The following is a 26,957-nucleotide window of genomic DNA, read 5'->3' as shown; positions in this document are numbered from 1 at the left end:
AAGTTTATATGTGATTTTCTTCTTTCCAATAATTATTTACAATATAAAATAATTCTTTTCGGGTTATGTTTTCTGTAATTTTAAATTTATTCCAGGCTTTTGTTGCTTTAAAAAGAAGTTGATATTCCGAAACAAATATTTTGAAGTCAGATTCAGATATATTTTCAAAATCAGAGACACAATCTGGAAATGCACGATTTTCAAGTATCGATAGATAGTTTTTTGGTGTTTTTTGATGATTTTCCCACCAATCATCACCATATTTTTCCCAAACTCCAATTAAACCTAAAATAACTAAAGGTGAACTACCAATAAATTTGTGAGTATTATTAATTGCCCAATATTCGCCAAAATAATTTTCTCTTTGATCTGGAATGATAAAAACTTTAAAACCTTTGTCAATAATAGTGGTTAAAGCATAGTTGTATGTGTTTCCAGCTTCAGCCATTGTAAATGAATTCATTTTTTTAACTTTTTAAAATTCTTCTATTGAAATAAATACTTCTTTCTAACTTTGAAAACTCAATAAATTCACTGTTCAGTTCTATATATTTTGCTTTTTATTTATAGTTTTTAATATCATTAGACAATCTACGAATCCAGAAATCTTTATCGTTTAAATAGATTTCTGTTTTAGTAAAAGCTTTTGTTTCTTTTTTTATTTTATTGTCTGTGAAATGAACTACACAGTATCTCCCATCTTCTAGTTTAATTAATATTTCGTTATTATTTTGGTGGATAGCTTCAACATAAAAAACGTTATTTTTATATAAGAAGTGATTTTTTTTATTTGTCTCCTTAATTCTTTTTTCAAGAGTTTCACCAGCATCCTCTAATTCATGAAACCCAATCCATGGATCAAGATATTCAAGACTGAAAACAGAAGGGTTTAAAACTTCTTCAAGGGGTCCTTGTTCTAGTAAATGAGAAATAGTTTGTTCAATACATTCTCTACTTAATTCTTTAACAAAAAGATCAGGAGCAACTTGGTATAATCCCTTTAAATTCAAGTCATGTTTTTCGTCTTGTTTAACTGCCGAATTAAGAAATTTATAAGTCCAAGTATTAATTCCATATAATCTTCCATCTAGAGTGTTGACAATTATATTGGCAAAATCATTTTCAATATCACTCCATGGTTCAGTTTCCTCAAACTCAAGCCATAGTTTGAATGGAACTTTACCTGTTTTAACAATTCGTTCTTTCAAAGAATTGATTTTAGTATTTAGCTTTTTAATGTTTATAATTTTTATTGATTTAAAACTTTTTCAATTTCTTCTTGAATTCCTTTTTCCGTAACAATAATATCTTGTATCATAAACTTAGCTTTTAATTTTGCATTTTTAGTAGTGTCATTCATGCCTGAAGAACTTAAAAAATCTATTAAGTTTTTAAGTTTTAAGTCTAAGAGTTTTTTTCCTTCTTCAATAGTAGATAATGTGGCTAACTGTTCGTATTCTAACAATTCAATTTTGGAATTAGAAATAGCCTTCCAATAATTAATTCTAATCGTAGGAGCTTTAATTCCATCTGCCTTAATAATTGTATTTAATAAAGTCACCTTATTATCTTTCATGTAAGAGTTTAAAGAATCGATGACTGATCGTTGATGAGGAATTTTATCTTTTATTTCTTTATTGGTTTGATTGAGTTCTTTTTTTAGAGAAACATAGAACTTTTTAATGTAGTTTCTATCTTTTCTATTTTCATTCCAATTATTAATAAATAATGCTATTAAAATTCCAAATATTACAGGAATAATATCCTTTACAAATTGTTTTATGTAGTTTGATGATTTAGAGTTCTTCATGTTTTTGTTTAAAGAGATAATTGCCAATAAATTTGGTTGCTAATCCAAGTTTTTTCGATAAACAACCAAACTATTTACACTATAATTTTCTTAATTCTACTCTTCTGTTTTGTGCTTTACCTTCTTCGGTTTCGTTACTACCAATAGGTTTTGTCTGTCCAAACCCTTCACTTTTTAATCTTGATTTATCAATACCTTCATCAATAATAGCCATAAGAACAGCTTTGGCTCTATTTTTAGATAATTCCATATTTGAAGATTCATCACCAACATTATCTGTATGTCCTTCAATACTAATTTTTAATTCAGGATTCGATTTCAACATTTTTGAAATTTCATTAACTATTCCATAAGAATCTGCTTTAATTTTAGACTTTCCTGTGTCAAAATTAATATGTAAAGTAGCAAAACCTTTATCGTTAATTGCTTTGAAAATGTCGTCTGCTGTGATTTTTTCAATTGTTTGGTTAAAATCTTTTTGCTCAACAATACCAATATTTCCTGTAGCAGTATTTGAATATACTTGAAAGCCAATTTTTTTATTAGGTGTTCTTAATAGATACATTTTAACTTTATCGTTAATAACATCACCAACATAAAAATTATGCATATGAGCATATTTTTCATTAGGTGTTTCTCCCCAAGAATTTATTATTTCTTCAGATATTTTTTTATCCGAGATTAACACAGCTCCAATTGATTTCAAATATTCATCTACACTTTCATCAAATAAAAATTGATTCCAATTTTCTTTATACGAATCCATTTGAATTCCCATCATTTCTACTCGTCCTTTAATATTAATTATAGTATTTCCATCAAACATTTCTAATTTATGAAACTCATAAGATTTTGTATCACTTGTATTTTTATCTATTTTCATTCCTTTCGGAGGAGTAATGTAAGGATAAACTCCTATATCAATAGTTGATTCTGGTATGTCGTTCCAAGAAAAATCTTTTATTTTTGGGCTGACAGTTTCTTTTGCTTGTTCTTTTTTATCTGAAACAGAAGTTTCTTTATTTGGAGATTGTGTATCATTTGTTTTTTTATCTTGTTTGCAAGAAATAAAAGCTATAGTTATGAATAGACTTCCGATTATTAATTTATTTTTCATTATAATTTATTTGATTGATTTTTCTTATTAAGATAATTAATTAAAACTGATTTTTTTATTTTTATTATATAACTAATTAATTCATTTAGTAAGACCATGCTTATTGATAGAACTGATAGAATTATAGCAGTAAGAGTCCAATTTCTTGTTTTTAAATTTCCCGTATGATCTTTTAAAAACGCAACAAATGAAATTATTCCAGCAATTAATATTAAAATTCTAAATAAGATATTTAAATATTTTGATATACTATGATCCATTTTTATTTCAGATTTAAAAGAAATGATATTTAGTAATGAAATAAATAGAATGTATATGTGATTTGCTCTTATTTGCATTCTTGCGACATAATTATCAACGTTATTGGGTTTAAAATATTCTGCCATATAATAACCCGTAGCTAAAAAGCCAACAAAGAATAATAATCCAAAGTATAAATTCAATTTTTTCATTTTATCTTTTTATTCCAAAACTCTCACCAAAAACTAATTCATCATTAGAGTTCCATGAATAAGTGAAAAAATATTTTGGTATCTCATTTGAGTTTAAATGATAAATATCAATCATTACAGCATCAACTGTTTCTTCAGATTCAAAGCTTTTAACTTTTATATCTGATGTAATTCCAAAGGCTTTAATTTTTTTATTGTTAAGCTCATTATGCAAGTTATTGGATAAAAAGTCAATGATAATTTGACTATCAGGAAATTCATTTCCTTCTTCGTAATAACTAATAGGAACGAGTTCGTTTTTATTATTAATTGTTGCAGCAAATGGATAGTATTCTTTACCATCTAACAACATGGTTTCAGCAAAATGAATTGAATAATCTATTATTTTTTGAATGTCTTTTTTAAATTCCATAGTTTATTAATAATCGAATTCGCCACAAATTTTACTAAAAGGTATTTCTTTAATAGCATCTAAAATATGCTCTTCTATAGGAAAAGCATAATCCTCTTGATACCAGATAATACAAAGACTAGAAAACATTTTGTTTTTATCTCTAAATACATCGTTATACCACAACTCAGCTACACAAGTTATTTTCGGTAGAGAAGCTGGAGTTCCGAAAAAATAATTTTTAACATGATCAATGGGTTTTTGTTCTGGATCGATTAAAAATATTTGATGTACACCAGTAATTTTTTTTGCTTCTCTTTTTGTGTGTTCAATAGTTCTTTTATTTGATCTTTTAGTTGGTACACCTTCAAGTAAGCCACCGTAAGTTTCCCATTGTTTTATACTTTTGATAGTTACTTTTTTATCAAATTCAATTATAAGTTCACTATTCATTTTTGAGCAAATTTTCTTTTTCAGAAACAGAATTTAACATTCTTTATCTTAACTTATTTTTCTATTTTCAATTCTAGCCATCGTTCTAAAGCTGAACATAATCTTTGATATTCATTTTTACTCATGTTTTTTATACGAGCATTTCCATGATGTTTGTCTTTCATCACAAACCATTCAGCATCAATTTTATCATTTTCAGGAACAGCACAAGAAGTCCAAGTATCATTTTCTCCATAAATAAAGATGAAATTATTGCCATCGTTTTCAATCCAATGATGAAGTTTTTTTAGTAAAGTCCCATCGAAATCGACTTTCATTTTGTTCGGAACAAAAGTTGCGTGCGGATTTTTATCTGTCGGTAAGGAAACCAATAAATCTTTAAAATCTTTAATTTCATATCCGTAATATCCCATTTCTGTAGCAGCTTGATAGTAATGAGAACCATATTTCTTTATAGATTTATCATTGAATAGAGAAATAGGATCCATAGTAAAATAATGTATAACATCTTTTTGGAAAGTATCTTTTTCCGATGGAATTTCCTCACAGTTATTTCCCCATTGCCAAAAAGCAAAAGGGTATTCTAAAACTGAATACTCGAAAGCTTCTTCAATAGATAAATATGTAAACTTCCAGTCTGCTTGAGAAGCATAAGATTTTAGAATAGGAATAATTTGCGCTTTATTTTTAAGTAAACGAGTTTGATAGTTTTTGATTTTCTCTCGACATTCTTTAGTGCCAATAGAATTTAAAAAATCATAAATTCTTTTGTCTTCAAATGAATTGGTTAAAGGAGCTACATAAGATATACTAGCATCTACATCGTTAGGATAAAAATACTTGTAAAATATAGTTGTAGATCCGCCTTTACTAATTCCTGTACTAATCCATTTTTTAGTATATATTTTATCAAATAATGTTCTAATATGATGTAAGTCAGCTGTAGCTTGTTTTAGATTTAAAAATGAATAATCTAAAGAATCTGGTTTACTTTCTCCAAAAAATCGATGTTCTACATTAATTTGATTTGCATTTAGAAGTTTAGTAACTTCTTGTTCTCGGTTTTTCCTTAATTGATATCCTTGAGTTACAATTACCGTTGGATGCGTAAAGTCTGTATGAGTTAAATAAACTTTTTGATGAAGAAAACCTTTTTCTGGATTTGAATGATCTAAAGGTTGTTTGATTTTTAATTCATAAGTAGATTTTGAAGATTTAACTTTTTTGAATGTTATATCTGATAAGTTTTTTAATTGATCTTCAATAGTTAGAGTTTGCGCATTTACTTCACAAGTTGTCCATAGAATTAAAATTAAGGCGATAAATTTCTTACACATAACAAGTTTTTTAATATTAGTTTCGGGTTTAAATTTATATTTTTTATTTGAAACTAAGTTAAGTAATTGTAAGATAGAAGAGAGGTAAGAGAATTATTCTTTAAATTTTGCCTAAAATTATTAAGTTGGCTATGAATGTATATTTATACGAGAGTTTAAGTTTGTTGTTTTATTTTTTCTGAACTCCAAATTTATTGTTTATTAGATCGATAACAATTATGTCATCTATAAAGAAATCATTGCCAACTAAACCTTTTACACCAACTTGATTAAGAGTTTTTATAATTTTTTCTTCTTCTGTGTAAAAAATACTTTTGCCTTCTATTTTTAAATTTACATTTCCTATTTGTACAGGTATTTTTATTTCCGATTTCAAAAATGTAGCTAATTTCCCCCAGCTATTTAATTTGACAGTGTCTAATTTTGCTGTTTTTTTTGTAGCTATAGAAAAAAAAGCTTTATCTATAGTTGTAATTGGAGTTATAGAAGCTCCAGTATCGTATATATATTTATAAGTTTTCCCATTAATAGATAAAGGGATGAAAATTTTACCAAATTTATATTCTAGTTGTACAAAATTAAATTTGTTTTTGTCAATTTGTGAGCTGTTGTTGAGTATTTTAAGAGATGTGTTTTTAAAATCGATGATTAATATTTTCTTTTCAAGTTCATTTGCTCCTATTGATCCTATAACAGATAATTCATCATATTCTTTTTTATCTCCATATCCTTTAAATATAAAAAGACTATCTACTGATGAAATGTAATTTTGAATTTTAGTTTTTGTTTTTAGTACTTGATAATCTTTTCCAAATTCTATTTTATTTTTTAAATAAGGGTTTTTAGTTATTATAGTATTGAGAGGGTTTTCGTAAATGCCACTAACGTTTAACCCTAAATCAAATTGCATTTTAAAGGTTTTGTCTATACTGTCTAGATAAACAGGTAAAAACATGGCTCCATGTTTATATTTTCTACCTTCAAGTTCAAAACTCTGCCATTCAAATTTGATTTCATTTTTACATTGTTTAGAATAACAAGAGTATAAAATTGAAGTAACAACTAGAAAGAGTATAAAGTAGTATTTCATTATTTAATATTTAACTATAGAAGATTGTTAAACAATAATGTTACAAATATTTGTAGTTTTTTTATGTAGAGGAAATAAAGGGGGTAAAAGTATGATTAATTAACTTTAGCGATTTTAAGTTAATTTTCTTTTTTTAATAATACTTTTAAATATTTACGAGTAAAATATATAACTCCTTCGGTATTTAAATGATGACTATCATAATAGTATTTTGGTTTAAGAACTGTTTCTGAACCATCAAAAAAAGATACGTTGGAATACATGTTCTCCATTTTCTTAGCAAAGTTACTCGTTTCTTGATGCCCTCTCCATTTTCCAAAAAGAGCAGGAGGGATAAGTAAAATTATTTGATCTCCTTTCTCTTTTGCTAACTTGATTGTCATTTCTACATGTTTCACTGATTGTTGAAACTGTATTGTGTCTAGTTTCAAACCACTATAAGCTAAATCTTGTCCAGATATCACGTTTTTTAAATTTAAAGAATCTAAAGCAAAAGATTTAGAATCTGCCCTGTATTCTGGTTTTTTTAATATCCATTTGAAACTAAGTTTACTTTGTAAATAAGATATAATTCTTTCTTCTTTATTCTTACTGTTAAATTTTAAATAATCACTTAGGAAATAAAAATCAAAAGCTTCATTGTCAAATGTGTTAGATGCTACAGGAAGGGTTGATGAATAAAGCATTGGAGGTGATAGTATATAAATAATTTTAGATGTTTTATTTCCTAGTTTATAAAAATAATTAAGGTAAAAAAGTTGCTCGTTAACTCCACAAATTCCCCCTCCTTGACCGATGTTTACAATATTAGAATTTAATATATTTTCAACCCTTAAATGATTTTTATGCCTTGAAAAGTTTCGAGCATGAGAGATCCCCATAAATAAGATATCATATTCGCGATTTTTTTTTAAAAATAAAGTATTACTTTCTGTATTGTAATTATTAAACTCCCTTTGTTTAACAAAATATGAGGTGAGATGAAAAATAACAATCATAATGACAGTAAATACTAAAAATGCTGCTAAAGAATTAATTATGAATTTTTTCATTCTCTATTTATTTAAAAAGTAAAATATATAAATTCGGTTTTACTAAAATTACCTAAAGCAAAAATTAAAATAACAATGATTAAGTATAATATCCATCGATAAAATTTTGATTTAATGATTGTAATTTTTTGTAATGCATATTTTCCATCTCGGCCAAACCATTCAATAAGTATAAAAATTATTATTATAAAAATATGTTGAAGAACTATAAGTTTTGAAAAACCAAAATTATTAGGAGATTCGAAAAGTGACCAGGAGATAAGTTTATTAATATAACTTAAAGCATTACTTACATTTTCAGCTCTAAAAAACACCCAAGTTAAAACTGTTAGTCCAAATGTACTTATTATTTGAAGCGTTTCTTTTAAAGTAGGTAGTAATTTATCCTCAGTAACACTATTTATTTTTTTGTTCTTATTTAAGAATATGATGGGTATAAAATAACAAGCATTAAGAAATCCCCAAACAATAAACGTCCAATTTGCCCCATGCCAAAATCCGCTAATAATAAATACTATGAATATATTTCTTATTTTCTTCCATTTTCCACCTTTATTACCTCCAAGTGGAATATATAAATAATCTTTGAACCAGGTATTCAATGATATATGCCAGCGTCTCCAAAATTCTGAAATATTTCTAGAAAAATATGGAAAGTTAAAGTTTTGCTTTAAATTAAATCCAAACAAACGTGATGTTCCTATTGCAATATCAGAATAACCAGAAAAGTCACAATATATTTGGAAAGTAAAAAAAACAGCTCCCAATATTAATGTACTTCCATTATAATCTCCATAATTCGCAAATATTTGATTTGAAAATTGTGCGCAATTATCTGCAATTACAATTTTTTTGAATAAACCCCAAAGAATTTGACGCATTCCGTCTACTGCTAAATCATATTTGAATATTCTTTTTTTGTAAAATTGAGGCAAAAGATTTGTCGCTTTTTCTATTGGGCCTGCTACTAATTGAGGGAAAAAACTTACGAAAGCAAAAAATGATATAATGTCTTTTGTTGGTTTTAGTTTTTTTCTATATATATCAATGGAATAGCTAAGTGTTTGAAAAGTATAAAAACTTATACCTACAGGTAAAATGATATTCAATCTATTTACTTCTATTGGTTTTCCTAACATTGTAAATGTTTCTGCGAAACTTTCAATAAAGAAATTAAAGTATTTAAAGAACCCTAAAAAGCCAAGATTAATAAAGATGCTTATCCATAGAAGGAATTTTCTCTTTCTTTTGTTTTTCGTATTGGAGAATCCAATTCCAATAAAATAATCTACACAAGAACTAAAAAAAATTAAAGAAAGAAATCTCCAATCCCACCATCCATAAAAAACATAACTAGCTATAACAAGTAAGCTATTTTGGAGTTTTAAATTTCTATTTATTACAAACCAATATAAGATGAAAACTATAGGTAAGTAAATAGCAAATTCAATAGAGTTAAATAACATTTACTACTTTATTTATAACATTAATATTTTTTGAATGAAGCAAAAGCTTTGTTTGTTGTTATTTAGATACGAAGTTAATTAAAATCTAAAAAATGATGTTTAAAGGGCAAACTTACAGATGATTAATTAAATATTTTATTGTGTAATATTTTTAATCTGATTGTTATAGTGTTTTACAAATGTTTTCCGAGTTAATATCAGTGATAATTCTTTTTATATTGTTATTTTTTAATTGATAGGGGATAGAATAATTAATATCGAAATTTAGATATAAATTAAACTCTTTGACTTTTTCTTCTTTTTCTAAATGAGTTATAAACTTAGAGAATAATTTTGTTTTTTGATGTTCGTTTTTAAAACCACTAGGTATTTTTAAAAAGAAGTATAAAGTATGATATAAATTTTCTTCTCTTTTTAAACAATTAATAGAGTTCTTTTCAATTAAATTATTTTTTGGATTAATATTATACATTGTGACATAGAATTGTGATACTCCATATTTTGAGTAATCAATTCTTGTGTATTGAATTTTAGCATCGTTAAACATGAAGCTTTTAACCTCTTTTTTTTGAGCAAAAGAAATAAATGTCAAGAAGAATAATAAATTTATCAAAAGTATTTTCATAAATGTTATGCAACGTTTTGTGTAAGATTAGTTATGTGTTTTAAGCAATTAATTTTAGAGGGTGTTGTAAGTAGTTTTTTTATTCCACCATACAAATCCAATTAGTCCAATTCCAATAAATATCATTCCTGCTATTCCAACTTTCAATCCTAACATAGAATTATCAAATAATTTGTCGTTAAACAGGCCAAAAATTAAAGAAATTAATCTTGTCGGCAAAAATGTTAAACTCATTAGAATTGCTAAATATTTTGGATTCGCATATTTTGTTAAAACCGAATGAATTACTGGGGCAATGTGAATTTCTGAAATTCCGAGAAAAATCAATGATGTTAAATATATAATTGTGTGATTTTCTGTTGGGATTTCCGGAATTAGAAATAAAATACTAAGTGATATTGCTCCAAAAATAAAACCAAACACTAATTTAAGAAATTGAGAACTGTAGAAAAAACTCCAAAAAACAATTGCAACTAAAGAAATAGGAAAGGTGAAAATAGAACTAATGGTTTGCCATAAACTTTTAGAGATATTCCAGGCTGAAATTTCACTGAATTGCTTTTGTAAATCAAAAAAACGAATATTTGATATTTCGTAAATATTCCAAAATAACCCAACAGCAATAAAAGTAATTAGGATATTTAAAATTCTCTTTTTAATTGATATCTTATTTTTTTTAAATTCTTCTAAATTAATTTCTTTTGAAAAAATGATTGGAATAATTGACAATAACATAAGTATACCAGATATTATAAATCCAATATTGAAACCAAATTTTTTTCCAGAATAGCCAATTAATAAAATTCCAAGAAATGAACCTATATTGACTACGAGATAGAAGATTGTAAATCCTGAATCCAACAATTTTGTTTTGTTTAAATAAGATTTTCCAAAACTTGAAAGGATATTTGGAGTAAAAAAACCACTACCTAAAACAACAAAAAACATTCCTAAATACGTGCTAGTTGTAGAAGGTATACACAAACTAAAAGCTCCAATTGCTTGAGTAATTCCACCAATTATTACGGCTTTTTTATTTCCAATAAGTAAATCTCCAAAAAGTCCTCCTATAATTTGAGAAAAAACTATCGAACCTGTAAACCACCCATAGATACTTAACGCTTCATTTTTTTCGATTTTCAGTGTTTCTTCAATCAAATAAAGGATTACAATAGCACGAAAACCATAATAAGAAGCTCTTTCTAACATTCGAGAAAGAGAAAAAAAGAGAGTTTCTGTTGAGTGTTTTTGTTTTTTAATTTTTTCCATTCGTTTTTATGTGGTGGTAAATTACCTTTAACGTTTTTTGTATGTTAGATTATAGTTGTTATATGTTTGGTTTAAAAATTAACGATAGTAATTGAGTGGATTAGACTACGTCCGAATTCGCCGTATTTGAGGTTATACATTTTAACCATCTTTTTTTATTTTTTTGTCATTCGAATTAGAATAAGTCCAAAAGTAATTTGGTATTCAGTCAATTTTTAATTGTAATGTATCTGAACTTAATATCATATTCAAAAACCATGTCTTATTCCAATATTCACAGTTTTTTACGAACTTTATAAGCTTGGTCTTTCGTGCATTTTTTCTGTCAAGGAATTCGAATACACTTAATTTTCCGTCTAGTTTAAATTCAATTTTAGTTTATCGCAATATGAGACATGTTCAAATGGTAGAGTTTATTATATAGCATTTTTTGTTAATTAGACTCTCTGATTTTTTTGTATTTGTTGTTTTTACAAAATCAGATTATTTCTTCTCTAATTCAAAGTTAAAAAAATAATTAAGATTAATGCGTAATGTATTTCATATACATTGTTGTGCATTCTTCTTTTGTTTTACAAATTTCGATTGATGAATTCTAAGTTAAGTCCTTTTACTATTAACCAAATTGCCAATGTAATCTCTTGAAAAATAATAGGTATGGTTAAAATTCCATATGCTATTGAGATGACATCAATTAACTGAAATAGTAATAGAAAACTTCCTAACATAAGTAGTATGTTTCCAACCATTCCCCATAATGATAACCAAACAGGAATATATTTCCCTTTGTAAAAGATAAAGTATAGAATTAGGTTCCCTAAACCAGTAGCTAACATTACTCCCAAATGATTAGTTAGATCTCGAAACGATTTTAATAGTTGACCTATTAAATCAAAGAATAATAAGTTTGGATTTGGTTCACTTAAATATTTCTGACTAAGAATAATAAATAATGGTAATAGGATCATTCCTATTAATTGAAACACTCCTGCGATAATTCTAAATCCTACAAACCCGATAGAAAGTGACTTATTGTAATCTTTCAAAAATGGGTAGAGTAGAAGTGAAAATCCAATATATATTGGTACTAAGAAAAATTGAAATGCTGCACCAATTAAGACTTGATTTCTATTTGGAAAAACATCGCCAAGATAATTTTGGCCTTCTACAGAAGGAACAACGCTTAATACACCGATAATAATTCCAAGTATAATTAATACGCCTGCTATTCTTGAAATCTTTTTACTTGAATACATAATGTTTTTTTCATTCTAATAAAGAGTAACGTCTTTAGTTATGAGTAGTTGAGTGAATTAGCAAGAACAAGTAATTACTTATAACTATTATTAATATTAGTTATTTGGTCAATTTTTTTTAGCATTTTTTCAGCATTTTTATTGCGCGGATCTAACTCTAAAGATTTTTTGTAATTCACTCTAGATGAATCATATTGCTCATTATTAAAGTACGCTTCTCCAAGACTATCAAATGCATTAGAAGAATTTGAATACTCTTGTGTATATAATTTAAAGATAGCAATTGATTTATTGATTTGACTATTTGACAAGTAATAGTAACCAACATTATTTAATCCTCGTTCAAAATTTATATCTTTATTATTCTGTTTTATTTGATTGTATTTTTTAACAGCTTTATTGTAATCATTTAAAATAAAAGCTAGTCGTATATCTTCATTAAGCATTCTGTCTTTTCTGACTAAACTATTGTCAATTAACCCCGAAATATATGTGATGGCAGTAGCAATAACAGGTCTGTTTTTAAAACCATTTGATAAAATAATAATAGTTAAATCTTTATCAATAAATTTCATAAATGCATTTACACCTCCACCAGCAAAACCATAATATTGTTTCCCTTTTGGTCCATAAATTCCCCAAGTATAACTAAAAGGAAAGCTGTTATTTTCATATTCAAACGGTGACATCATCAAACGTTTAGTTTCTGGTTTTAGTAATTGGTCGTTATCTAACTTTTTATTCCAATCTAATAAAGTATTTAGATTTGTATTTAACCCATTACCAGCAAGAGAACGATTACCAGCTTCGTAGGTGGTTTTTTCGTAAGCATTATATTTTTTGTTATACTGATATTTAGAAACCCTATTAGGATAATCTACCAAACTGTTTGAAGCAAAAAGCACATTGTTTTTTTTATTGTTGAATTGGTTTTCTTTGACAAATTTTTCAAAACGTTGATTTGTTACTTTTTCAATAATTAATTTAAGAAACCAATAGTTTGTTTGATTATACTCATATTTATAACCTTTTTCAAAATGTAATGATTGTTTGATAAGTTCATTCATTAAATTTTTATCAGTAAGTTTTTTGTCGAAATCTTTGTACTCAGGTAAGCCCGAAGAACAGGTTAACAAATGTTTTATTCTTATGTTTTTCCACGAGTCGGGAAGATTGTCTATATATTTAGAAATAGGAGTATCTAATGAGAGTTTCCCATCTTCTATTAATTGAAAACTAGCGACTGCTGTAATTAATTTAGTAGTTGAATATAATCTAAATAAAGTACTATCAGATACAGGAACTTTATGTGCTATGTTGGCAAGGCCGTAATTTTTTTTGTGAATTACTTTCCCATCTTTAACGATAGCAAGTGCCATACCAGGAATTTCATCGGCTTTAATAAGGGAAGATATATAATCATGAACTTTCTTATTAACCTGTTCTGATTTTATGGGAGATTTAGATTCACCTTTGGAACAAGAAATGATCAATAATAGATTTATAATAAGTAGTGAAAAAATAGAAGCTTTGTTTTTCATTTTAAGTTTTGTCGATTGAAGAAGAATTAGTTAATCATATAGACCTAAAATTTTGTGCTTTGTTACATGTTTTTTTAAAATAAAGCTAAAAGATAATGGTTTATGTGTTTTCTATTTGCGATTTTTTGTTTGTAAAGTTAATTAAACAAGTTTAGACTTTTTCAGACTCTGTTGGATTTCCAGGAACTTTTATATTTTTCATACTTTCTTCAACGTAAGAATATATTCTTTCAATTTTTTTATCAATAGATTTCATCCAATTATGATATTTCATAATTATGTTCGTTCCGATTTTTCATATTCGTTGTTTTTGACATATTTTATATTAATTTTTTAAATTGCTTAAGAGTTTTTTCCAGTCATACTTTTCTTTGTTTGCATTATTCCATTTCTCAACATCTAAAAGCATTGAGTCTATTTTACTTCTGTTAATCCATTTACCGTTTACAAAAACATCTGAAATTTTTTGTGTGTTGCTGATATCTTCTAGGGGATTTTCGTTTAACAAAATTAAATCTGCGAATTTCCCTGTTTCTATTGTTCCTATTTTATCATCAATTTCAAACCATTCAGCTCCTAATCTTGTTGCAGAAGCCAATGCTTCTTCATTAGTTAAGCCAGCCTCAACCAATAATTTCAGTTCGTCGTGAAGTGAAAACCCCCATATTATACCAGATATTCCTGCATCTGTTCCTGAAACCATAGGTACACCAAATTCCTTAAAAGCTTTTATAATTAAGATATGAAAGTCGTGTTGTTTGTTATAATATTCAATTAATTTTTCAGACGCTCCATAGTATCCGTTTGAAGTTAGCCACTTACTTTGTATAAGAGGATGAACATATTTAAATCCTTGTAAATTTTCGATGTTCTTTAATGATTTAGCCTGTTTGCTAATAGAAATCATATTTGTTAAATTAGGAATTAACCAAGTGCCATTCTCTTTTGCTAAACGTGCAAATTCTTGTGCTTTTTCATAGCTGTAATCATTTGTTTGTTTCGATAATTCTTCGGCGTGAGCAATTAAACTAAAATGAGGGATAAAAAAATTCTTTGACGGTTTCCCTTCGAAAGCTACTGGAATATGGCCTACTACTTTCATATTTTGTTTTTCAGCTTCATTTATAACAGCTTTAAAGGTTTCTTCGTTTAGCCAAGTGTACACCTTGATAAATTCATAACCTTCCTCTTTGGCAAAACGTACAGCATTTCTTCCATCGGATGGAGTTTGGGCAATTGTATTCGATTTTTTACCACCAATTACTTTAGCCAATGCCATTCGTGGACCAATTACATCGCCTCTTATAATTTCGTTACGTTGCCCAAAATGTTCTGTTCTTGCTGTTAAATCGAAAACAGTTGTAACACCATTGGCTATATATGGTGTCATATTATACTGTGTTTTATAGCTTACTAATGGCCCTTTAGTTGGATAAATTACAAAAGGACTTCCATCTGCAAGTGTATGAACATGCATATCAATTAAACCTGGAATGAGCCATTTATTTGTTCCATCAATGATTACGGCGTTTTTAGGTATTGAATCATTAATAGAGAAGATTTTGTTTTCCTTTAATACTACTGTAGCATTTTCTATAACCTTATTTTCTTTGGTTAGAGGTATTACATTTACATTCGTTATAGCATAAATAATGTTTTCTTCTTGGTTGTTTTTTAAATTTGAATTGTTTTGTGCGTTTAAATTGAAACTTATAACTACAAGCAATATTAGAAATTTTAAGAAATTCATTTTGATAGTTTGACTGATGATTTCTTCAAAAGACAGAATGATTTATTTTTTGTTACAGTTTTTAGTTGAAATTTTACTTAACGTATTTTTATAGTATATGAAAAGTACTTTGACAACAAAAAAATATTTGAAATTAATAAGATTAATAAAAATAGTTTTCCGTTCATAATTTCTATTTTTTATTAACTGAGTAATTACATTCAACGTTTCTATTAAGCCACATTTTAATTCAGTTTAGGCTGTGTTGTGTATAGTATTTAGTTTAATCATCTTTCGTAAATTCCATTATCCAATTTGTTTCCCATTCATTCTTTGATTCATCAAAGTAGGCTTGTTCCCATTGCGCAGTATTTAGAGATTCCTTTTTCCAAGTAAACCTTAATTGATATTCTTTTCCTAGATATAATTCTTTGCCATAAAACTCTCCAATTCCATTTTTAAACTCTCCAGTCACTTGTTCTTTTAAATAGTTTTCTGGACTAGAAGTGTCAGCCCAGTAGATTGTCCAAATATTTGTTTTAGGATTGATCATTCTAATACTAAACCCGATAAAATCATCTCCATAATGAGATGATTTCATTTCGTCCATTAAGCCTAATCCATTAAGAAATGGTTTAGTCTCCATTTTGGCGGAAAATTCAATCCATTCGTCACAGTTTTTCAGCCTTTCTTTAAGCTTTTTGTTTAGTACATTCCATTTTCCTATTAAAAAGTCAAAGTTTTGAATTTTAATAAGAGTATTGTTTGTCTTTGTATTTATGTCCATTTTGAATTTATTAAAGATTTTAGAACTAGGCGAGAATAAGCAATTACTTATAGTCATTGTTGTACCCAGTTTCTTATTTCCAAATTACCTACCATTTTTCGGATTCACTATTGTTATATTTATCAGAATAACCATTATAATTCAAAACTATCTTGGCGTGGTGATTACCAAGTCATATTTATGGTTAACAAATTTTTCAATCCGCTTATTTATTCTTGGGCGATTAAACTTTAATCTTTTCTACTATAAATGCCAAATTTTATATTTAGTAGACTCAGTTAATGTTCACAGATCTTTCGGTTTAAGCCATAAATGCGTTATGTTTTTTTATACATTGTTAGGAAACGTTATTTATCCCATTCTTTTAATAATTCATCCACTAATACTCTGACATTTTCTTCATCACTATTTTTATAAGATTCAATGTATTTTTTTGCCTTATTTCCTTTTATTTTTGATAAAACTATTAAATACGTTTGAGCATTATAATCGCTATTGATTCTTTCTTTTTCACAAACGTCAATGATTTTATCTATGGAAGATTTATCTTTTAGATTCGCTAACCCCATAGCAGCATCCCTTTTAACTGCAAAATCTGTTTTTTCGTTTAGTAACAGTTTCAAGAATATTTCTTTATGTTCTTCTCTTGGAAAATTTGATAAATACTCAATAGAGCTTCTTTTCCAATCTAGACTTTTTTCGGTTTTATTTATTTCATTATATATCGTTTGAAGTGTGTCTATTTTGTTTTCAATAAGTATTTCAGTTATAGAAACCACTCTTTGTTCTGGTTTTACTAACATACTTATTAGTTTATCCAAAATTACTTTTGTGTTATTTCCCTTTAAGGCATCTACAGTCCAATATCTAACGGATGAATCAAAATTATCTAAATAAGTAGTGAGAATTTCTTCGGATATTTTGTCATTTCTACCCGCTAGAACTTTAATTAAATATTTTTGAATTTCAATATTTTCTGTTTCTAATAAAGCTTTTTGAACATCTTTAAGTAGCTCATCTGAAAATAAAAGTGGCTGCTTATTAATGTTAAAATAATAATTTTTTGGAATTTTATTTAAAGTAACTAATTTTAGCCAATATTTTACATTTGCTATATTTTTTGATTCAAAAAAAGCATCTAAAAAATCTTCAGATACTGAGTTTTCATTTTGTGATATTTCTTTTAAATAATCAATATCTTCAATTGTTGGACTATTTGCTAATGCTTGAATTGCAATCCTTCTAGTTTGAGTGCTATCTAATAGAGGAATAAATGTTTCTTTTAGATTTCCTATTTGGAGCTCTTTTATAGAATATATAGCGTAGCCTTTAATATTGTAATTCCAATTTTTTACTGCATCAAGAAGTAATTCTTCTGTTTTTTGGTTCTTTCCAGTTATTGATAGTATTTGTGCCGATAAAATTTTTGATTTTAAATCCTCACTATTGATTTTTGCATAAGCTGTCTTTCTTAAAGAATCCTTATCTAGTTTAAAGTATAATGGAATCATATGAGTGTCTCTAAAATTTTCATTTTCAATAAGAAAATCGAAAAGTTCGGTAGTATGCGTTGTTTTTAAATGCATTAGTGTCATTCCAGACCAAATTAGATTGCCTTTTTCTTTCTCCGTTTTTATTTTTTCTAAAAGACTTTTCTCATAATTTATATCTCCTGCACTTGCAATTACTAAATATGAAAGTAATCTTTGATTTGGATTTTCAGAATTAAACAACGCCTGAATATTGTTTTTATAAATATCCGTTTCCTTAAACTCCGTAAGAGGATAATGTAATATACTTTGGTTTTTTAAACTTGTAGTTAGTTGAGTAATATCACTGTGAGGTGTTAGTAAAGTCGAGTACTTTCTAAACATATCATTCAATTCAGTTTTACTAAATTCAGTTTTACTTGCGTTCTTGAAATCTTTTTTGAAATCTTCAATATTTTGACCAAATAATATTACTGATGTAAAAAAAGTGATTAATATTATTATGTGTTTTTTCATTTCGTTTTAATGTGTCCTAACGTTTTGGCTAAACTGCGTTTTAATGTAGGTAGGGTGTTGTTGTAATGCGTTTTTAGTTATTCCATTCGCTTTTTAAAATAGAGTAAAAATCAACGTTTATTTTTTCTCCATTTTTAATTTCACATTCTCTCATGGTTCCTTCGTACTTAAAATTAATTTTCTCTAATGCCCTTTTACACTTGGCGTTTTCACTTACTACATAGCCCTCTATCCGATTTAAATTTAGTTCATTAAAACCTTGTTCAAAAAGCTTAGGCATTACTTCCTTTAATATACCTTTTCCCCAATGCTCTTTCAGTAGCCATAGACCAATTTCAGCTTTTCTATGTTGTTTGTCCAAGCTGTTAAATCCTCCAGCGCCACAAAATAAGTTATCCTGTTTATCATAAATACCCCACCAAATTCCTGTACCATCTTTTTTTAGATTTCTGTACCACTCCATTTGCTCTTCTGTTTCTTCTAGTGTCGAGAAATGTACATCATAATATTTTGTTATTTCTGGGTTAGATAGTCCTTTATGAATGTTATTTATGTCAGAGGGTTTTATTTCCTTTAGTTTGTAGTTTTTCGTTTCCACTTTTTGAAGTTTATTTTGATTAAATGCTTTATGTGTATGTTTTTTTTGCGCTTTTTTGTTGTAAAGTTAATTAAAAGTGATAAACTTTTGGTTTTGCGAGATTTAGTCCAAAGGATTAAATCCGCAAGCAATTAATAATACATTTTGTTACCACATGTTTTTATCTTTCAATTAGTTTGATACTCCGGATATTACTTTCTCCTACTTCATGTATTTTCCAATCACGCTCCAAGTTTACTTTATGAGTTTTTGGTATAGAATCTAATTCAATTTCATAATATTTATTTTCATTGATCTTGAAAATTACTCCAGAAAGTTTTATAGGTGGTTCATCAGTCCATATAATTTCAGTTATTTCTTTTTCAAAATCTTTATAAAACAATATTAATTCAGAATTTTGATATTTAGAAAATTTAGCTTTTTTAGAGTCCTCAGTTATTTCTTTTGAATAACCAAATGTTTTAATTCCTAAATAAGTAATTCCGATAATTATGATTCCAATTATTATTAAAATTCCCTTTTTAATTGGCTCGATCAAATGTGTGGTAACAAAATGTATTGTTATTTGCGATTTTTTGATTGTAAAATTAATTAAAAGAGATGAACTTTTGGTATTGCGAGATTTGTCCGAAGGATAAATCCGTAAGCAATTAATAATACATTTTGTTGTAACACGTTTCTTACTTTATGTATAAGTCATTAAAATAGTAAAGTATAGAAAAGGAATCATTCCTATAATAATCCAAATTAAATGTTTTTTCGATTCCATTTTGTAGTCTGACCAAACTAATAAAGGGTGTAGGAAAGACCAAAAAGATGATCCCAAAACCATTACTATATTTAAAAGACTACCATATTGATAAATCCAGCGGTGTTCAGAAATTCGAAATCTTTGAACATAATTTCCAATTAATATTCCACTCAAACAAATTCCAACAATTAGAATTGCAGTCCGTTTAGGATTGTATCTTGGTTTGCTTATCTTCAATTAATTATACAAGGTGTTGTAACTAGTTTTTAATTCAATTTCTAATTCACAAACTTTTCCGTTTTCGGTTGAGAAGTGAATTTTAGTTTTTCTTTTTTTATAATGATGAACTTTTGCATTAACGACATTGTCCCAAATCCAAGTTATTGAATCATTACTTATTTTATTCGGTCTTCCAATTAGTTTTTCCACGTAAACTTTGTCAAATCCATTCAGCTTTGTAATTCCGTTTTCCTTAACGCGTATCATTTTTACAATCCCATTTTTCAACACGTACTGAATTCCGTTATTTGTCAAAATCCAACCATTCTTAATGTCTGTATTTTGATTTTTATCCTCTTTGTCATAAAATTCAGAAATCAGTTCTGTTGGTAATTCAGTCAAATTTTGTCCGATTTCAATTCCGTTAAATTTCAGTAAATCAGAATTGAAATCAGATTCAAAAATTATTTCTGGATTATGTGTAAACTCGGTTTTTCTCAAATTGGTTACAAGGGTTTGGTTAAACTGCGTTTTAATGCAGTTTAGGTTTTGTTGGCTTTTAGTGCTTTATAATCTTATAATATTTAGACTTGTCATTAATGTTAATTTTTAATAAGTAAATCCCTTTAGTAAGGAGTGTCGTTGTAATCACGTCACTATCTATATGAATAGGCATTTCTTTTCCATTTATATCAAACATTTTTACTTTGTATGCCTTGCCGCCTGTGTTAATTCTGATTTTATCAATAAATGGATTAGGATATAGTGTTATTTGAGACATTTCTTGGTCTTCAATGCTTAATGTTTCGTCTTCAATAAAATATTTTGATAAGGTCAATTTATATTTTGTTTGATTACAGTGAGTAAAGGATTTAGCTCCAACAACAATAATGTTATTATCATTAATTTCTGATGATTTACAATAAACTATTGAACTTACATTTTCAGTTAATACATATCCATTTGTGCCAAAATCTGAATCAGAAGTGCCGTTTCCATTAAATTTTGCAATATACATTCTAAACCAACCTGTTCCTAATACATATAAATTTCCATCATTTGTTATATGTAGTTTTGATGGTGTAGATTCACTACTTATAGGTTTATGTAAATACCCTGAACTATTGAAAGTATTGTCTAAAATCCCATTGGTATTAATTTTTAATAGAATCAATCCTAAATTACCTAAATAATTCCCATCACCAGCTACTATTAGCTGGTTTTGTGAATCAAAATTTATTAGAAAGCCACGACTTATAACATAAGTATTTAACTTAAAAACACCATTTACTCCAAATGTATTGTATAAATCACCATTATTGGTGAGCTTAGCTACTATTAATTTAGGAGCAGTAGATGAAGTATTATCTTGACCTGTAACATAAATATTGTCATTAGAGTCTAATAATAGTGTGTTTAATCTGTAAGCAAAATCAAATTGATAAAAACCGTTGTTTCCAAAAGTTAAGTCTATATTACCGACAGAGGTAATTTTTTTCAAATAATGTGTGGTGCTACTTGAGCTAAATTTCGATAAAACAATAAAGTTACCCTGTGAATCTATTTTAAAAGCTTTATTAAATTGAGTTAAATTTACGACCCCATTATTACCAAAAGAATTATCTAAATTACCTTGAGGATCTACTTTTAATATTTTAGTATAGCTTAATATATAAAATGAATCATCTGCTACTGGGATTATTTGCCTAAAATTTTCAGTAGAAGTTAATTTAAATCCTGTCTGATTAAAAGATGTATCAAAAGTACCATCACTATTGAATCTAGCCATTATACCAGAATAGCTAGAGTTACTAGAGCATCCACTACTAGCAACTCCAACAATTAATATTTTACCATTTGGTAGTGTGTAACTATCGTTGGCAATGATTCCATATAGAGTAGTTCCTACTGTAACAGTATATTCATATTGGCCATTAATTCCAAAGGAATTGTCTAAAGTCCCAGGGATTTGTGCATTAGAATTGATTGTGATAAGTAATGTTATTAATAATAGTTTATATTTCATAGTCTTCTTTTTTAGCATTAAAGCCAACGTTTTGTATAAATGGTCGTTTTAATGCAGTTTAGGTTTTGTTGTGTGTAGGCTTTTATTCCATTTCTTAAGTTCGAGGGTATATAACCAATACTTTACTCCAAGCCGAGGTTCTATTTCTTTCAATATTTCAAAACCCATTTTTTCGTAAATGTGTCTTGCGCTTCCCATTATTTCTGAAGTATGTAAAGCCATAGTTTTTTCCTTCTTTTCGATAGCAGATTCAATACATAATTCAGTTAATTTTTTTCCAATACCATTACCTCGATAATTTGGGTCGACTGAAACAAATCTCAAATGACACCACTTTTCATCATAAATTTCAGTCGGATTCCCGTTTGGCACTAAAAAAGCCATTCCAACTATTTCTTTAGTCTCATTTTCGCATACTATACATTCGGAAGTTTTTAAAAGATTGGAATATGATTTATGACTGCCTATTGTTTCAGATAAACTATTCCAATTATCATCTGTCAATTCATTTTTAAATTGAGTCCAAGATTTTAATCCTAATTCTCTTAGTTGTTCTAAATCACTATTATTCCCTTTTCTATAATTCATTCTTAAGTTTTGTTCAGCTTGCACATAACGGCTCTGTATAAAGTTTGTTGCGTCTGGTTTAGCGTAAAGTTAGAAAATTATTACTGATTAGAAAGTTCGCGAGAACTTTCGCAAGTGAGCAATTAGTTAGCAATAAAATTTATACTTTGTTACCTGCAGGCTTTATTTCTTCAGTTAGAAAGGTAAATCATCTGGTTCTTCATTTATTTTTTTAGGTTTTGGAAATTTAGTCTTAAAATATGAATTTAAAAAAAGGCCAACTGTAGTAACTGAATTGACAATGAAATATGTATAAACTGTATCATTTAATAAGTAGTCATCAGCTGTTTTTCCGTGAAAATCTGTTTTTTCACTTCTTAATTTCTCTATTGATTGACTTATCGCTAAGAGTGAACTTCCGATTGTTTTTATTTCAACAGGATGATTCTTATCTATAATATTAAACTCTTTCAAAATTATAGTCGTTAGTTTATATAAGGTTTCAGTTCCTTTAACTTTACTATTAATTCTCTCGTCTTTTAAAATTTCTTTTATTATACTTTCTAATGCAGAATTCACTAAACCTACAGCAAGACTTGGGTCTGTTTCTATTAGCTTAAAAGCTTTAGTAAATGTATCATAAGCTGTTTTAAATTCAGATTTTAATTCATTTTTAAATGTTGGAATAGAAGGAATAAAATCAGGTGTGTCAACACCCATATCAATAGCTACTTTCAACAAGTCATTTCCTGACATAGAATGTAAGGTTCTTAATAAGTCAATGTCTCCACTTTTTTTTTGGTATTATATAAAAATTTTCCCAATGATTATTCCATTCATCACATTCGTGCCATTTGTCTATGTATAAACTAACTTCTTTATATGTTTTATATTCTTGCCAGATTGCATCGTGAACAGATTTCACGAGTTTCATTTGGTATTTTGGCGATATTAATTCATTCATTAATCTCTTATCTTTTCGAGTGGTGTTATTCTTACTTCGTATTTTCCAATATCTGAATTTTTAGTATGAATGTCAGAGATTAATAAATGGTCAGTTTTTTGCTCCATTTTATTCCATTTTGCCTCAAAAACAGTTGGAAATAGATATGGATCTAAATCGCCAGTCAAAAATTTTACTTCTCCATAACTGTTATAATTATCAAAACTAATCATTACTTCAATTCTTTCATTTGTGACAGAGTTTTTCGCTGCATTTATGCTAACTAAAGCATTGAAATGAATAATAGAATGTCTATTCCTCAATTTGTGTAATTCAACAAAATCCCTTAATTCATTACAATTTATATGTTTTTGTTCCATAGGTTTCTTCAGTTTGCAGGTGACGTGTTTGTATATGGTTTGTTGCGTGTTTTAAGACCTAATTTAGCAAATACATACCGAATAGAAAATCCGCGAGGATTTTCGTAAGTAAGCTAAAACTAGCAATAAATTATATACGGTGTTAGCTGCTGGCTTTTTTACCATTTTATTAAATCATCTTCTTCAATTGGCTTTACAATCGCAATTTTTTTAAGTTCTAAATTCGAGTTAATTTGAATCAAGTCAATCGGTGCTGATAGATAATTGGCGACAACTGTTTTTAGACCCAATTCAGTCGCTCCATATATGTTATAAGTTGCGATATCCTTTATTATATCAATGCCGTTAAAAAGTAATTTTATTTATTAGTTGATATTCAGTTTCAATATCAAAATGATTGGAAATTTTCTTACTGTTTGCTAAGACATCTATATCAATTATTTCATCTTTTTCACTCGGTATATAAATTAAATTATAGTCGGTAGAAATCAATAGGTTTTTAATAAATTCAAATGACTTTTTGAATGAAGGATTACTTCTCAAAGACAATATTTCTTCAAAAAAATGTGTTTTGGTTTTGTGCTTTCTAAATTCAGCTTGTGGATTGAAGTATATTTCAAATAGAATGCCATTTAGCAAGTGATTTTCTCCGTCAGGTTCAGAATATTTTTTTAAGTTGCTGTCCAAATCTTGCATAAATTCTATAGCGTTAAACGCAGCGCCACTTGATTGTAATAAATTTCTACCTAAAATGAACATCTGGTTTTTATCCAACGAATTTTTAGGGATTTTCAATATGTTATAAATTGCAGGATTTTGAATATTCCAATCGTAAGATTTGATTTTTTTAATTAGCATTCCAAATTCGTCATTTTTAACGTAATTGACATCTTTTACAACATCTTCTGAATATGGAATAGAAACTGAATGAACCATTTGCCCATTATTAAAATAGAAATCTCCAATTAAAGAGGTATGTTCCCACGTGGTCTGCTTACCACTACTAAGATTAAATACAGTTTTTCTGACTTTCTTAAAAAGTTCCTCTACGGAAAGTCTTTCTCGTCCAATGTACTTTAATAACGAACCTGTAAAAATACTATTCCCTTCGTAACCTACATCACTCGCACCATCATTTGGCGAAGTCGAAAAGGCAATTAAAGTTCCTTTTGGTGCCTGAATTGGACTTGTTGCTATAATTCCACCACGCTCGAAACTTCTTCTACAAGCGTCAATAATTACAATGTTTATTTTATTCGAGTTATTCTTATAAATGGAAAGTAAGTCGGTTAGCTGAATGCAGGTTTGTTTACAATGATATGTATTTGGAAAATCAATTTGGCATTCAGTAAAGGCTAGATAGTTTTCTCCTTCAACTTCAAATCCGTGACCTGCAAAGTAAAAAATGGTAGCATCGTAATTCTTAATTTTTTCTTCAAACTCCGTTAAAAGTTCAACGATTTTCTGAGAATTCCCATTCGCACAATAAATAACATCATAGCCTAATTTTTCAAAAACCTGCTTAACACTATGTGCATCGTTTAAGGCGTTGTCCAATTTATATTTATCGTAGTAATTGTCATTTCCAATTACCAATGCTAATGTTTTCATTTATTCGATTAAGTTTTTTTCAGCTTGCAGCTAACGTTTTGTGTATTATTATTTGCGATTTTTTGTTTGTAAAGTTAATTAAAAGTGGTGAACTTTTGGTGTTGCGAGATTTGTCCGAAGGAACAAATCCGTAAGCAATTAATAATACACGGTGTTGTAAAACGTTTTTTTAGTCTAAATATTCAACATCAGAACGAACTTTCTTACGCCATATTTTTCCATACTTTTCATCCATGAGTTCAAATATTCGCTCGTTATATATTTTTATGCACTCTTCAGTTGGAGGTGTACAACCAAAGTCAAAATATTCTATTCCATATTTTTTCTCAAATCTTGTATCAGATAGAGAGTTTGCTCTTGGGGCAATCGATCCAACTAAAAGTAATTTTGCTCTATTATTATTCCAGTCTTTGTCTGCCTGTTCTTTGTTATATTCACAGTGAGCTTCTATGATTAGAGTCGTTTTGGTAATTCCGTCGTTGGTTTTTATTTTAAAAACTTGATTATCATATCCAAAAACTAAAAGTTGAACTTCATAAAGCTTATATGGTTTCAGATTTTTTAATTCGAAAAAAACCTAAGCTGTCTGCCATTGTCATTCTCTCTAAAAGAGGCTTTTTACTGTTCAACAGTTCAATATCAATTTCTGAAATTGGTTTTACACCTGTAATAGAGGATTTTACATATCCGTTAATCTCAACTTGAGAATATGAAATTCCATAAACTAATATAAAGGTTAGTTTGAGAAGTGTTTTCAATAAATTCGTTTTCATGAGCAATGTTTTACAACGTATTTGTATAACTGTTGTTACGGGATTAAAGTTACATATTTTGTTTAAAAACTAGTGTTAGTAATTACCGAGTGGATTCGGACGAAGTCGAATCCGCCGTAATTGTGGTTATACATTGTTACCACATGTTTTTATTCAGTTTTGTTTTTTAGTTTTTCCAATTCAATTTTTGTCAATCGTAATTCTTTATTCAAAGAGTCATTTTTAGATTCAAATTCGATTATTTTCTTTTCTAACTCCGATGTCTTTTCTTTCGATTCAGTTTGTTTGAGTTTCAGATTGTAATTTCGATTTGCATAGTATACAGCTGAAACTCCAAATATTATTGATAGGCATATTGGTACTATTCTATACCAATCAAGAGGCTTTTTAGAAATAAATTTCTCATATTCTTGATGTCCACCTAATTCCTTTGCTTTTATTCCTTTTTCTGTTAATCTATATTCGAAATGGTCAATTTTGTCAAAGTATTTATAGGTCATTCCTAGTCTTTGAACTCTAGAACTCATATCTAACATTTCTTGCTTTAATTCTTCAGTTGCTAATTCAAATTCGAAATCCTCATCTTCTGATAATATTTTCCAAACATTAAAACTTGTAATGTCTTGAATTTCGGATAGTACAATATTTAAATACTCGATTTCTGTTTTATAAGGCATTGTTTCTTAAATGTGTGGTAACGTTTTGTGT

The 26,957-nt window shown here is 27.7% G+C and carries 31 protein-coding genes; all 31 read right to left on the bottom strand.

The window, feature by feature from the left end:
* Positions 1–4 precede the first annotated feature (4 nt).
* The gene (locus tag ACSIGC_RS09455; protein WP_442264582.1) at positions 5–463 is read right to left on the bottom strand and encodes a hypothetical protein; all 459 of its coding nucleotides are present in this window, start codon (positions 461–463) and stop codon (positions 5–7) included.
* A 97-nt stretch (positions 464–560) separates the two neighbouring features.
* Positions 561–1,208: a hypothetical protein gene (locus ACSIGC_RS09450; RefSeq protein WP_442264581.1), complete on the bottom strand. Its 648-nt coding sequence runs from the start codon at positions 1,206–1,208 to the stop codon at positions 561–563.
* A 41-nt stretch (positions 1,209–1,249) separates the two neighbouring features.
* On the bottom strand, positions 1,250–1,810 hold the full coding sequence (locus tag ACSIGC_RS09445) for a hypothetical protein (protein ID WP_442264580.1): 561 nt from the start codon (positions 1,808–1,810) through the stop codon (positions 1,250–1,252).
* 79 nt (positions 1,811–1,889) lie between these two features.
* Complete coding sequence (locus tag ACSIGC_RS09440) at positions 1,890–2,927, bottom strand: OmpA family protein (protein ID WP_442264579.1); 1,038 nt, start codon at positions 2,925–2,927, stop codon at positions 1,890–1,892.
* A complete protein-coding gene (locus tag ACSIGC_RS09435; RefSeq protein ID WP_442264578.1) occupies positions 2,927–3,370 on the bottom strand; it encodes a hypothetical protein in 444 nt (147 codons plus the stop codon). The genes ACSIGC_RS09440 and ACSIGC_RS09435 overlap by 1 nt, the downstream gene beginning before the upstream one ends.
* Before the next feature lie 10 nt (positions 3,371–3,380).
* Positions 3,381–3,791 carry a hypothetical protein gene (locus ACSIGC_RS09430; RefSeq protein WP_442264577.1) on the bottom strand — a complete coding sequence of 137 codons (411 nt, stop codon included), beginning with the start codon at positions 3,789–3,791 and terminating at the stop codon, positions 3,381–3,383.
* 6 nt (positions 3,792–3,797) lie between these two features.
* Positions 3,798–4,223 (bottom strand): hypothetical protein, encoded by a 426-nt coding sequence (locus ACSIGC_RS09425; RefSeq protein WP_442264576.1) that lies wholly within the window; start codon positions 4,221–4,223, stop codon positions 3,798–3,800.
* 53 nt (positions 4,224–4,276) lie between these two features.
* Positions 4,277–5,560, bottom strand: coding sequence for a S28 family serine protease (locus ACSIGC_RS09420; protein ID WP_442264575.1), 1,284 nt, complete (start codon positions 5,558–5,560; stop codon positions 4,277–4,279).
* A 169-nt stretch (positions 5,561–5,729) separates the two neighbouring features.
* The gene (locus ACSIGC_RS09415) at positions 5,730–6,650 is read right to left on the bottom strand and encodes a hypothetical protein (protein ID WP_442264574.1); all 921 of its coding nucleotides are present in this window, start codon (positions 6,648–6,650) and stop codon (positions 5,730–5,732) included.
* A 119-nt stretch (positions 6,651–6,769) separates the two neighbouring features.
* Positions 6,770–7,702, bottom strand: coding sequence for a hypothetical protein (locus ACSIGC_RS09410; RefSeq protein WP_442264573.1), 933 nt, complete (start codon positions 7,700–7,702; stop codon positions 6,770–6,772).
* Between the two features lie 11 nt (positions 7,703–7,713).
* Positions 7,714–9,168, bottom strand: a complete 1,455-nt coding sequence (locus ACSIGC_RS09405; RefSeq protein WP_442264572.1) for an MBOAT family O-acyltransferase — start codon at positions 9,166–9,168, stop codon at positions 7,714–7,716.
* A gap of 163 nt (positions 9,169–9,331) precedes the next feature.
* Positions 9,332–9,793: a hypothetical protein gene (locus ACSIGC_RS09400; RefSeq protein WP_442264571.1), complete on the bottom strand. Its 462-nt coding sequence runs from the start codon at positions 9,791–9,793 to the stop codon at positions 9,332–9,334.
* A gap of 54 nt (positions 9,794–9,847) precedes the next feature.
* Positions 9,848–11,062: an MFS transporter gene (locus ACSIGC_RS09395; RefSeq protein WP_442264570.1), complete on the bottom strand. Its 1,215-nt coding sequence runs from the start codon at positions 11,060–11,062 to the stop codon at positions 9,848–9,850.
* Positions 11,063–11,634: 572 nt separating this feature from the next.
* A complete protein-coding gene (locus tag ACSIGC_RS09390) occupies positions 11,635–12,318 on the bottom strand; it encodes a DUF4386 domain-containing protein (RefSeq protein ID WP_442264569.1) in 684 nt (227 codons plus the stop codon).
* 74 nt (positions 12,319–12,392) lie between these two features.
* Complete coding sequence (locus tag ACSIGC_RS09385) at positions 12,393–13,859, bottom strand: serine hydrolase (RefSeq protein WP_442264568.1); 1,467 nt, start codon at positions 13,857–13,859, stop codon at positions 12,393–12,395.
* Positions 13,860–14,010: 151 nt separating this feature from the next.
* On the bottom strand, positions 14,011–14,133 hold the full coding sequence (locus tag ACSIGC_RS09380) for a hypothetical protein (RefSeq protein WP_442264567.1): 123 nt from the start codon (positions 14,131–14,133) through the stop codon (positions 14,011–14,013).
* A gap of 51 nt (positions 14,134–14,184) precedes the next feature.
* Positions 14,185–15,585, bottom strand: coding sequence for an amidohydrolase family protein (locus tag ACSIGC_RS09375; protein WP_442264566.1), 1,401 nt, complete (start codon positions 15,583–15,585; stop codon positions 14,185–14,187).
* Between the two features lie 286 nt (positions 15,586–15,871).
* Positions 15,872–16,234, bottom strand: a complete 363-nt coding sequence (locus ACSIGC_RS09370; RefSeq protein WP_442264565.1) for a hypothetical protein — start codon at positions 16,232–16,234, stop codon at positions 15,872–15,874.
* A 488-nt stretch (positions 16,235–16,722) separates the two neighbouring features.
* Positions 16,723–18,381, bottom strand: coding sequence for a HEAT repeat domain-containing protein (locus tag ACSIGC_RS09365; protein WP_442264564.1), 1,659 nt, complete (start codon positions 18,379–18,381; stop codon positions 16,723–16,725).
* 73 nt (positions 18,382–18,454) lie between these two features.
* Positions 18,455–18,979 (bottom strand): GNAT family N-acetyltransferase, encoded by a 525-nt coding sequence (locus ACSIGC_RS09360; RefSeq protein ID WP_442264563.1) that lies wholly within the window; start codon positions 18,977–18,979, stop codon positions 18,455–18,457.
* A 160-nt stretch (positions 18,980–19,139) separates the two neighbouring features.
* The gene (locus tag ACSIGC_RS09355; RefSeq protein WP_442264562.1) at positions 19,140–19,517 is read right to left on the bottom strand and encodes a hypothetical protein; all 378 of its coding nucleotides are present in this window, start codon (positions 19,515–19,517) and stop codon (positions 19,140–19,142) included.
* Positions 19,518–19,664: 147 nt separating this feature from the next.
* Entirely contained in the window at positions 19,665–19,967 is a 303-nt protein-coding gene (locus tag ACSIGC_RS09350) for a hypothetical protein (RefSeq protein ID WP_442264561.1), read from the bottom strand.
* Entirely contained in the window at positions 19,968–20,450 is a 483-nt protein-coding gene (locus ACSIGC_RS09345; protein ID WP_442264560.1) for a hypothetical protein, read from the bottom strand.
* A 58-nt stretch (positions 20,451–20,508) separates the two neighbouring features.
* The gene (locus tag ACSIGC_RS09340; RefSeq protein WP_442264559.1) at positions 20,509–21,975 is read right to left on the bottom strand and encodes a T9SS type A sorting domain-containing protein; all 1,467 of its coding nucleotides are present in this window, start codon (positions 21,973–21,975) and stop codon (positions 20,509–20,511) included.
* Positions 21,976–22,023: 48 nt separating this feature from the next.
* Positions 22,024–22,563, bottom strand: a complete 540-nt coding sequence (locus ACSIGC_RS09335; protein ID WP_442264558.1) for a GNAT family N-acetyltransferase — start codon at positions 22,561–22,563, stop codon at positions 22,024–22,026.
* A 174-nt stretch (positions 22,564–22,737) separates the two neighbouring features.
* Positions 22,738–23,298: an abortive infection family protein gene (locus ACSIGC_RS09330; RefSeq protein WP_442264557.1), complete on the bottom strand. Its 561-nt coding sequence runs from the start codon at positions 23,296–23,298 to the stop codon at positions 22,738–22,740.
* Positions 23,299–23,320: 22 nt separating this feature from the next.
* Positions 23,321–23,506 carry a hypothetical protein gene (locus ACSIGC_RS09325; RefSeq protein WP_442264556.1) on the bottom strand — a complete coding sequence of 62 codons (186 nt, stop codon included), beginning with the start codon at positions 23,504–23,506 and terminating at the stop codon, positions 23,321–23,323.
* Positions 23,506–23,808, bottom strand: a complete 303-nt coding sequence (locus tag ACSIGC_RS09320; RefSeq protein WP_442264555.1) for a hypothetical protein — start codon at positions 23,806–23,808, stop codon at positions 23,506–23,508. Before ACSIGC_RS09320 ends, ACSIGC_RS09325 begins: the two co-directional genes overlap by 1 nt.
* A gap of 402 nt (positions 23,809–24,210) precedes the next feature.
* Positions 24,211–25,476: a caspase family protein gene (locus tag ACSIGC_RS09315; RefSeq protein WP_442264554.1), complete on the bottom strand. Its 1,266-nt coding sequence runs from the start codon at positions 25,474–25,476 to the stop codon at positions 24,211–24,213.
* Between the two features lie 542 nt (positions 25,477–26,018).
* Positions 26,019–26,249, bottom strand: coding sequence for a hypothetical protein (locus ACSIGC_RS09310; protein WP_442264553.1), 231 nt, complete (start codon positions 26,247–26,249; stop codon positions 26,019–26,021).
* Positions 26,250–26,398: 149 nt separating this feature from the next.
* Entirely contained in the window at positions 26,399–26,926 is a 528-nt protein-coding gene (locus ACSIGC_RS09305; RefSeq protein WP_442264552.1) for a hypothetical protein, read from the bottom strand.
* Positions 26,927–26,957: the final 31 nt, after the last annotated feature.

The sequence above is a fragment of the Tenacibaculum aquaeponti genome (genome assembly GCF_052084715.1).
In the GTDB taxonomy this organism is placed as follows: Bacteria; Bacteroidota; Bacteroidia; order Flavobacteriales; family Flavobacteriaceae; genus Polaribacter.
The sequence above is the reverse complement of the archived record's forward strand: the minus strand, read 5'-3'. Positions and strand labels throughout refer to the sequence as shown.

What these genes read in the sequence shown, in the direction of transcription:
- ACSIGC_RS09455 (WP_442264582.1), bottom strand. Translation starts at nt 463, where the DNA reads ATGAATTCATTTACAATGGCTGAAGCTGGAAACACATACAACTATGCT.
- ACSIGC_RS09445 (WP_442264580.1), bottom strand. Translation starts at nt 1,810, where the DNA reads ATGAAGAACTCTAAATCATCAAACTACATAAAACAATTTGTAAAGGAT.
- ACSIGC_RS09440 (WP_442264579.1), bottom strand. Translation starts at nt 2,927, where the DNA reads ATGAAAAATAAATTAATAATCGGAAGTCTATTCATAACTATAGCTTTT.
- ACSIGC_RS09430 (WP_442264577.1), bottom strand. Translation starts at nt 3,791, where the DNA reads ATGGAATTTAAAAAAGACATTCAAAAAATAATAGATTATTCAATTCAT.
- ACSIGC_RS09425 (WP_442264576.1), bottom strand. Translation starts at nt 4,223, where the DNA reads ATGAATAGTGAACTTATAATTGAATTTGATAAAAAAGTAACTATCAAA.
- ACSIGC_RS09420 (WP_442264575.1), bottom strand. Translation starts at nt 5,560, where the DNA reads ATGTGTAAGAAATTTATCGCCTTAATTTTAATTCTATGGACAACTTGT.
- ACSIGC_RS09415 (WP_442264574.1), bottom strand. Translation starts at nt 6,650, where the DNA reads ATGAAATACTACTTTATACTCTTTCTAGTTGTTACTTCAATTTTATAC.
- ACSIGC_RS09410 (WP_442264573.1), bottom strand. Translation starts at nt 7,702, where the DNA reads ATGAAAAAATTCATAATTAATTCTTTAGCAGCATTTTTAGTATTTACT.
- ACSIGC_RS09405 (WP_442264572.1), bottom strand. Translation starts at nt 9,168, where the DNA reads ATGTTATTTAACTCTATTGAATTTGCTATTTACTTACCTATAGTTTTC.
- ACSIGC_RS09400 (WP_442264571.1), bottom strand. Translation starts at nt 9,793, where the DNA reads ATGAAAATACTTTTGATAAATTTATTATTCTTCTTGACATTTATTTCT.
- ACSIGC_RS09395 (WP_442264570.1), bottom strand. Translation starts at nt 11,062, where the DNA reads ATGGAAAAAATTAAAAAACAAAAACACTCAACAGAAACTCTCTTTTTT.
- ACSIGC_RS09390 (WP_442264569.1), bottom strand. Translation starts at nt 12,318, where the DNA reads ATGTATTCAAGTAAAAAGATTTCAAGAATAGCAGGCGTATTAATTATA.
- ACSIGC_RS09385 (WP_442264568.1), bottom strand. Translation starts at nt 13,859, where the DNA reads ATGAAAAACAAAGCTTCTATTTTTTCACTACTTATTATAAATCTATTA.
- ACSIGC_RS09380 (WP_442264567.1), bottom strand. Translation starts at nt 14,133, where the DNA reads ATGAAATATCATAATTGGATGAAATCTATTGATAAAAAAATTGAAAGA.
- ACSIGC_RS09370 (WP_442264565.1), bottom strand. Translation starts at nt 16,234, where the DNA reads ATGGAGACTAAACCATTTCTTAATGGATTAGGCTTAATGGACGAAATG.
- ACSIGC_RS09365 (WP_442264564.1), bottom strand. Translation starts at nt 18,381, where the DNA reads ATGAAAAAACACATAATAATATTAATCACTTTTTTTACATCAGTAATA.
- ACSIGC_RS09340 (WP_442264559.1), bottom strand. Translation starts at nt 21,975, where the DNA reads ATGAAATATAAACTATTATTAATAACATTACTTATCACAATCAATTCT.
- ACSIGC_RS09335 (WP_442264558.1), bottom strand. Translation starts at nt 22,563, where the DNA reads ATGAATTATAGAAAAGGGAATAATAGTGATTTAGAACAACTAAGAGAA.
- ACSIGC_RS09330 (WP_442264557.1), bottom strand. Translation starts at nt 23,298, where the DNA reads ATGTCAGGAAATGACTTGTTGAAAGTAGCTATTGATATGGGTGTTGAC.
- ACSIGC_RS09325 (WP_442264556.1), bottom strand. Translation starts at nt 23,506, where the DNA reads ATGAATGAATTAATATCGCCAAAATACCAAATGAAACTCGTGAAATCT.
- ACSIGC_RS09315 (WP_442264554.1), bottom strand. Translation starts at nt 25,476, where the DNA reads ATGAAAACATTAGCATTGGTAATTGGAAATGACAATTACTACGATAAA.
- ACSIGC_RS09310 (WP_442264553.1), bottom strand. Translation starts at nt 26,249, where the DNA reads ATGAAAACGAATTTATTGAAAACACTTCTCAAACTAACCTTTATATTA.
- ACSIGC_RS09305 (WP_442264552.1), bottom strand. Translation starts at nt 26,926, where the DNA reads ATGCCTTATAAAACAGAAATCGAGTATTTAAATATTGTACTATCCGAA.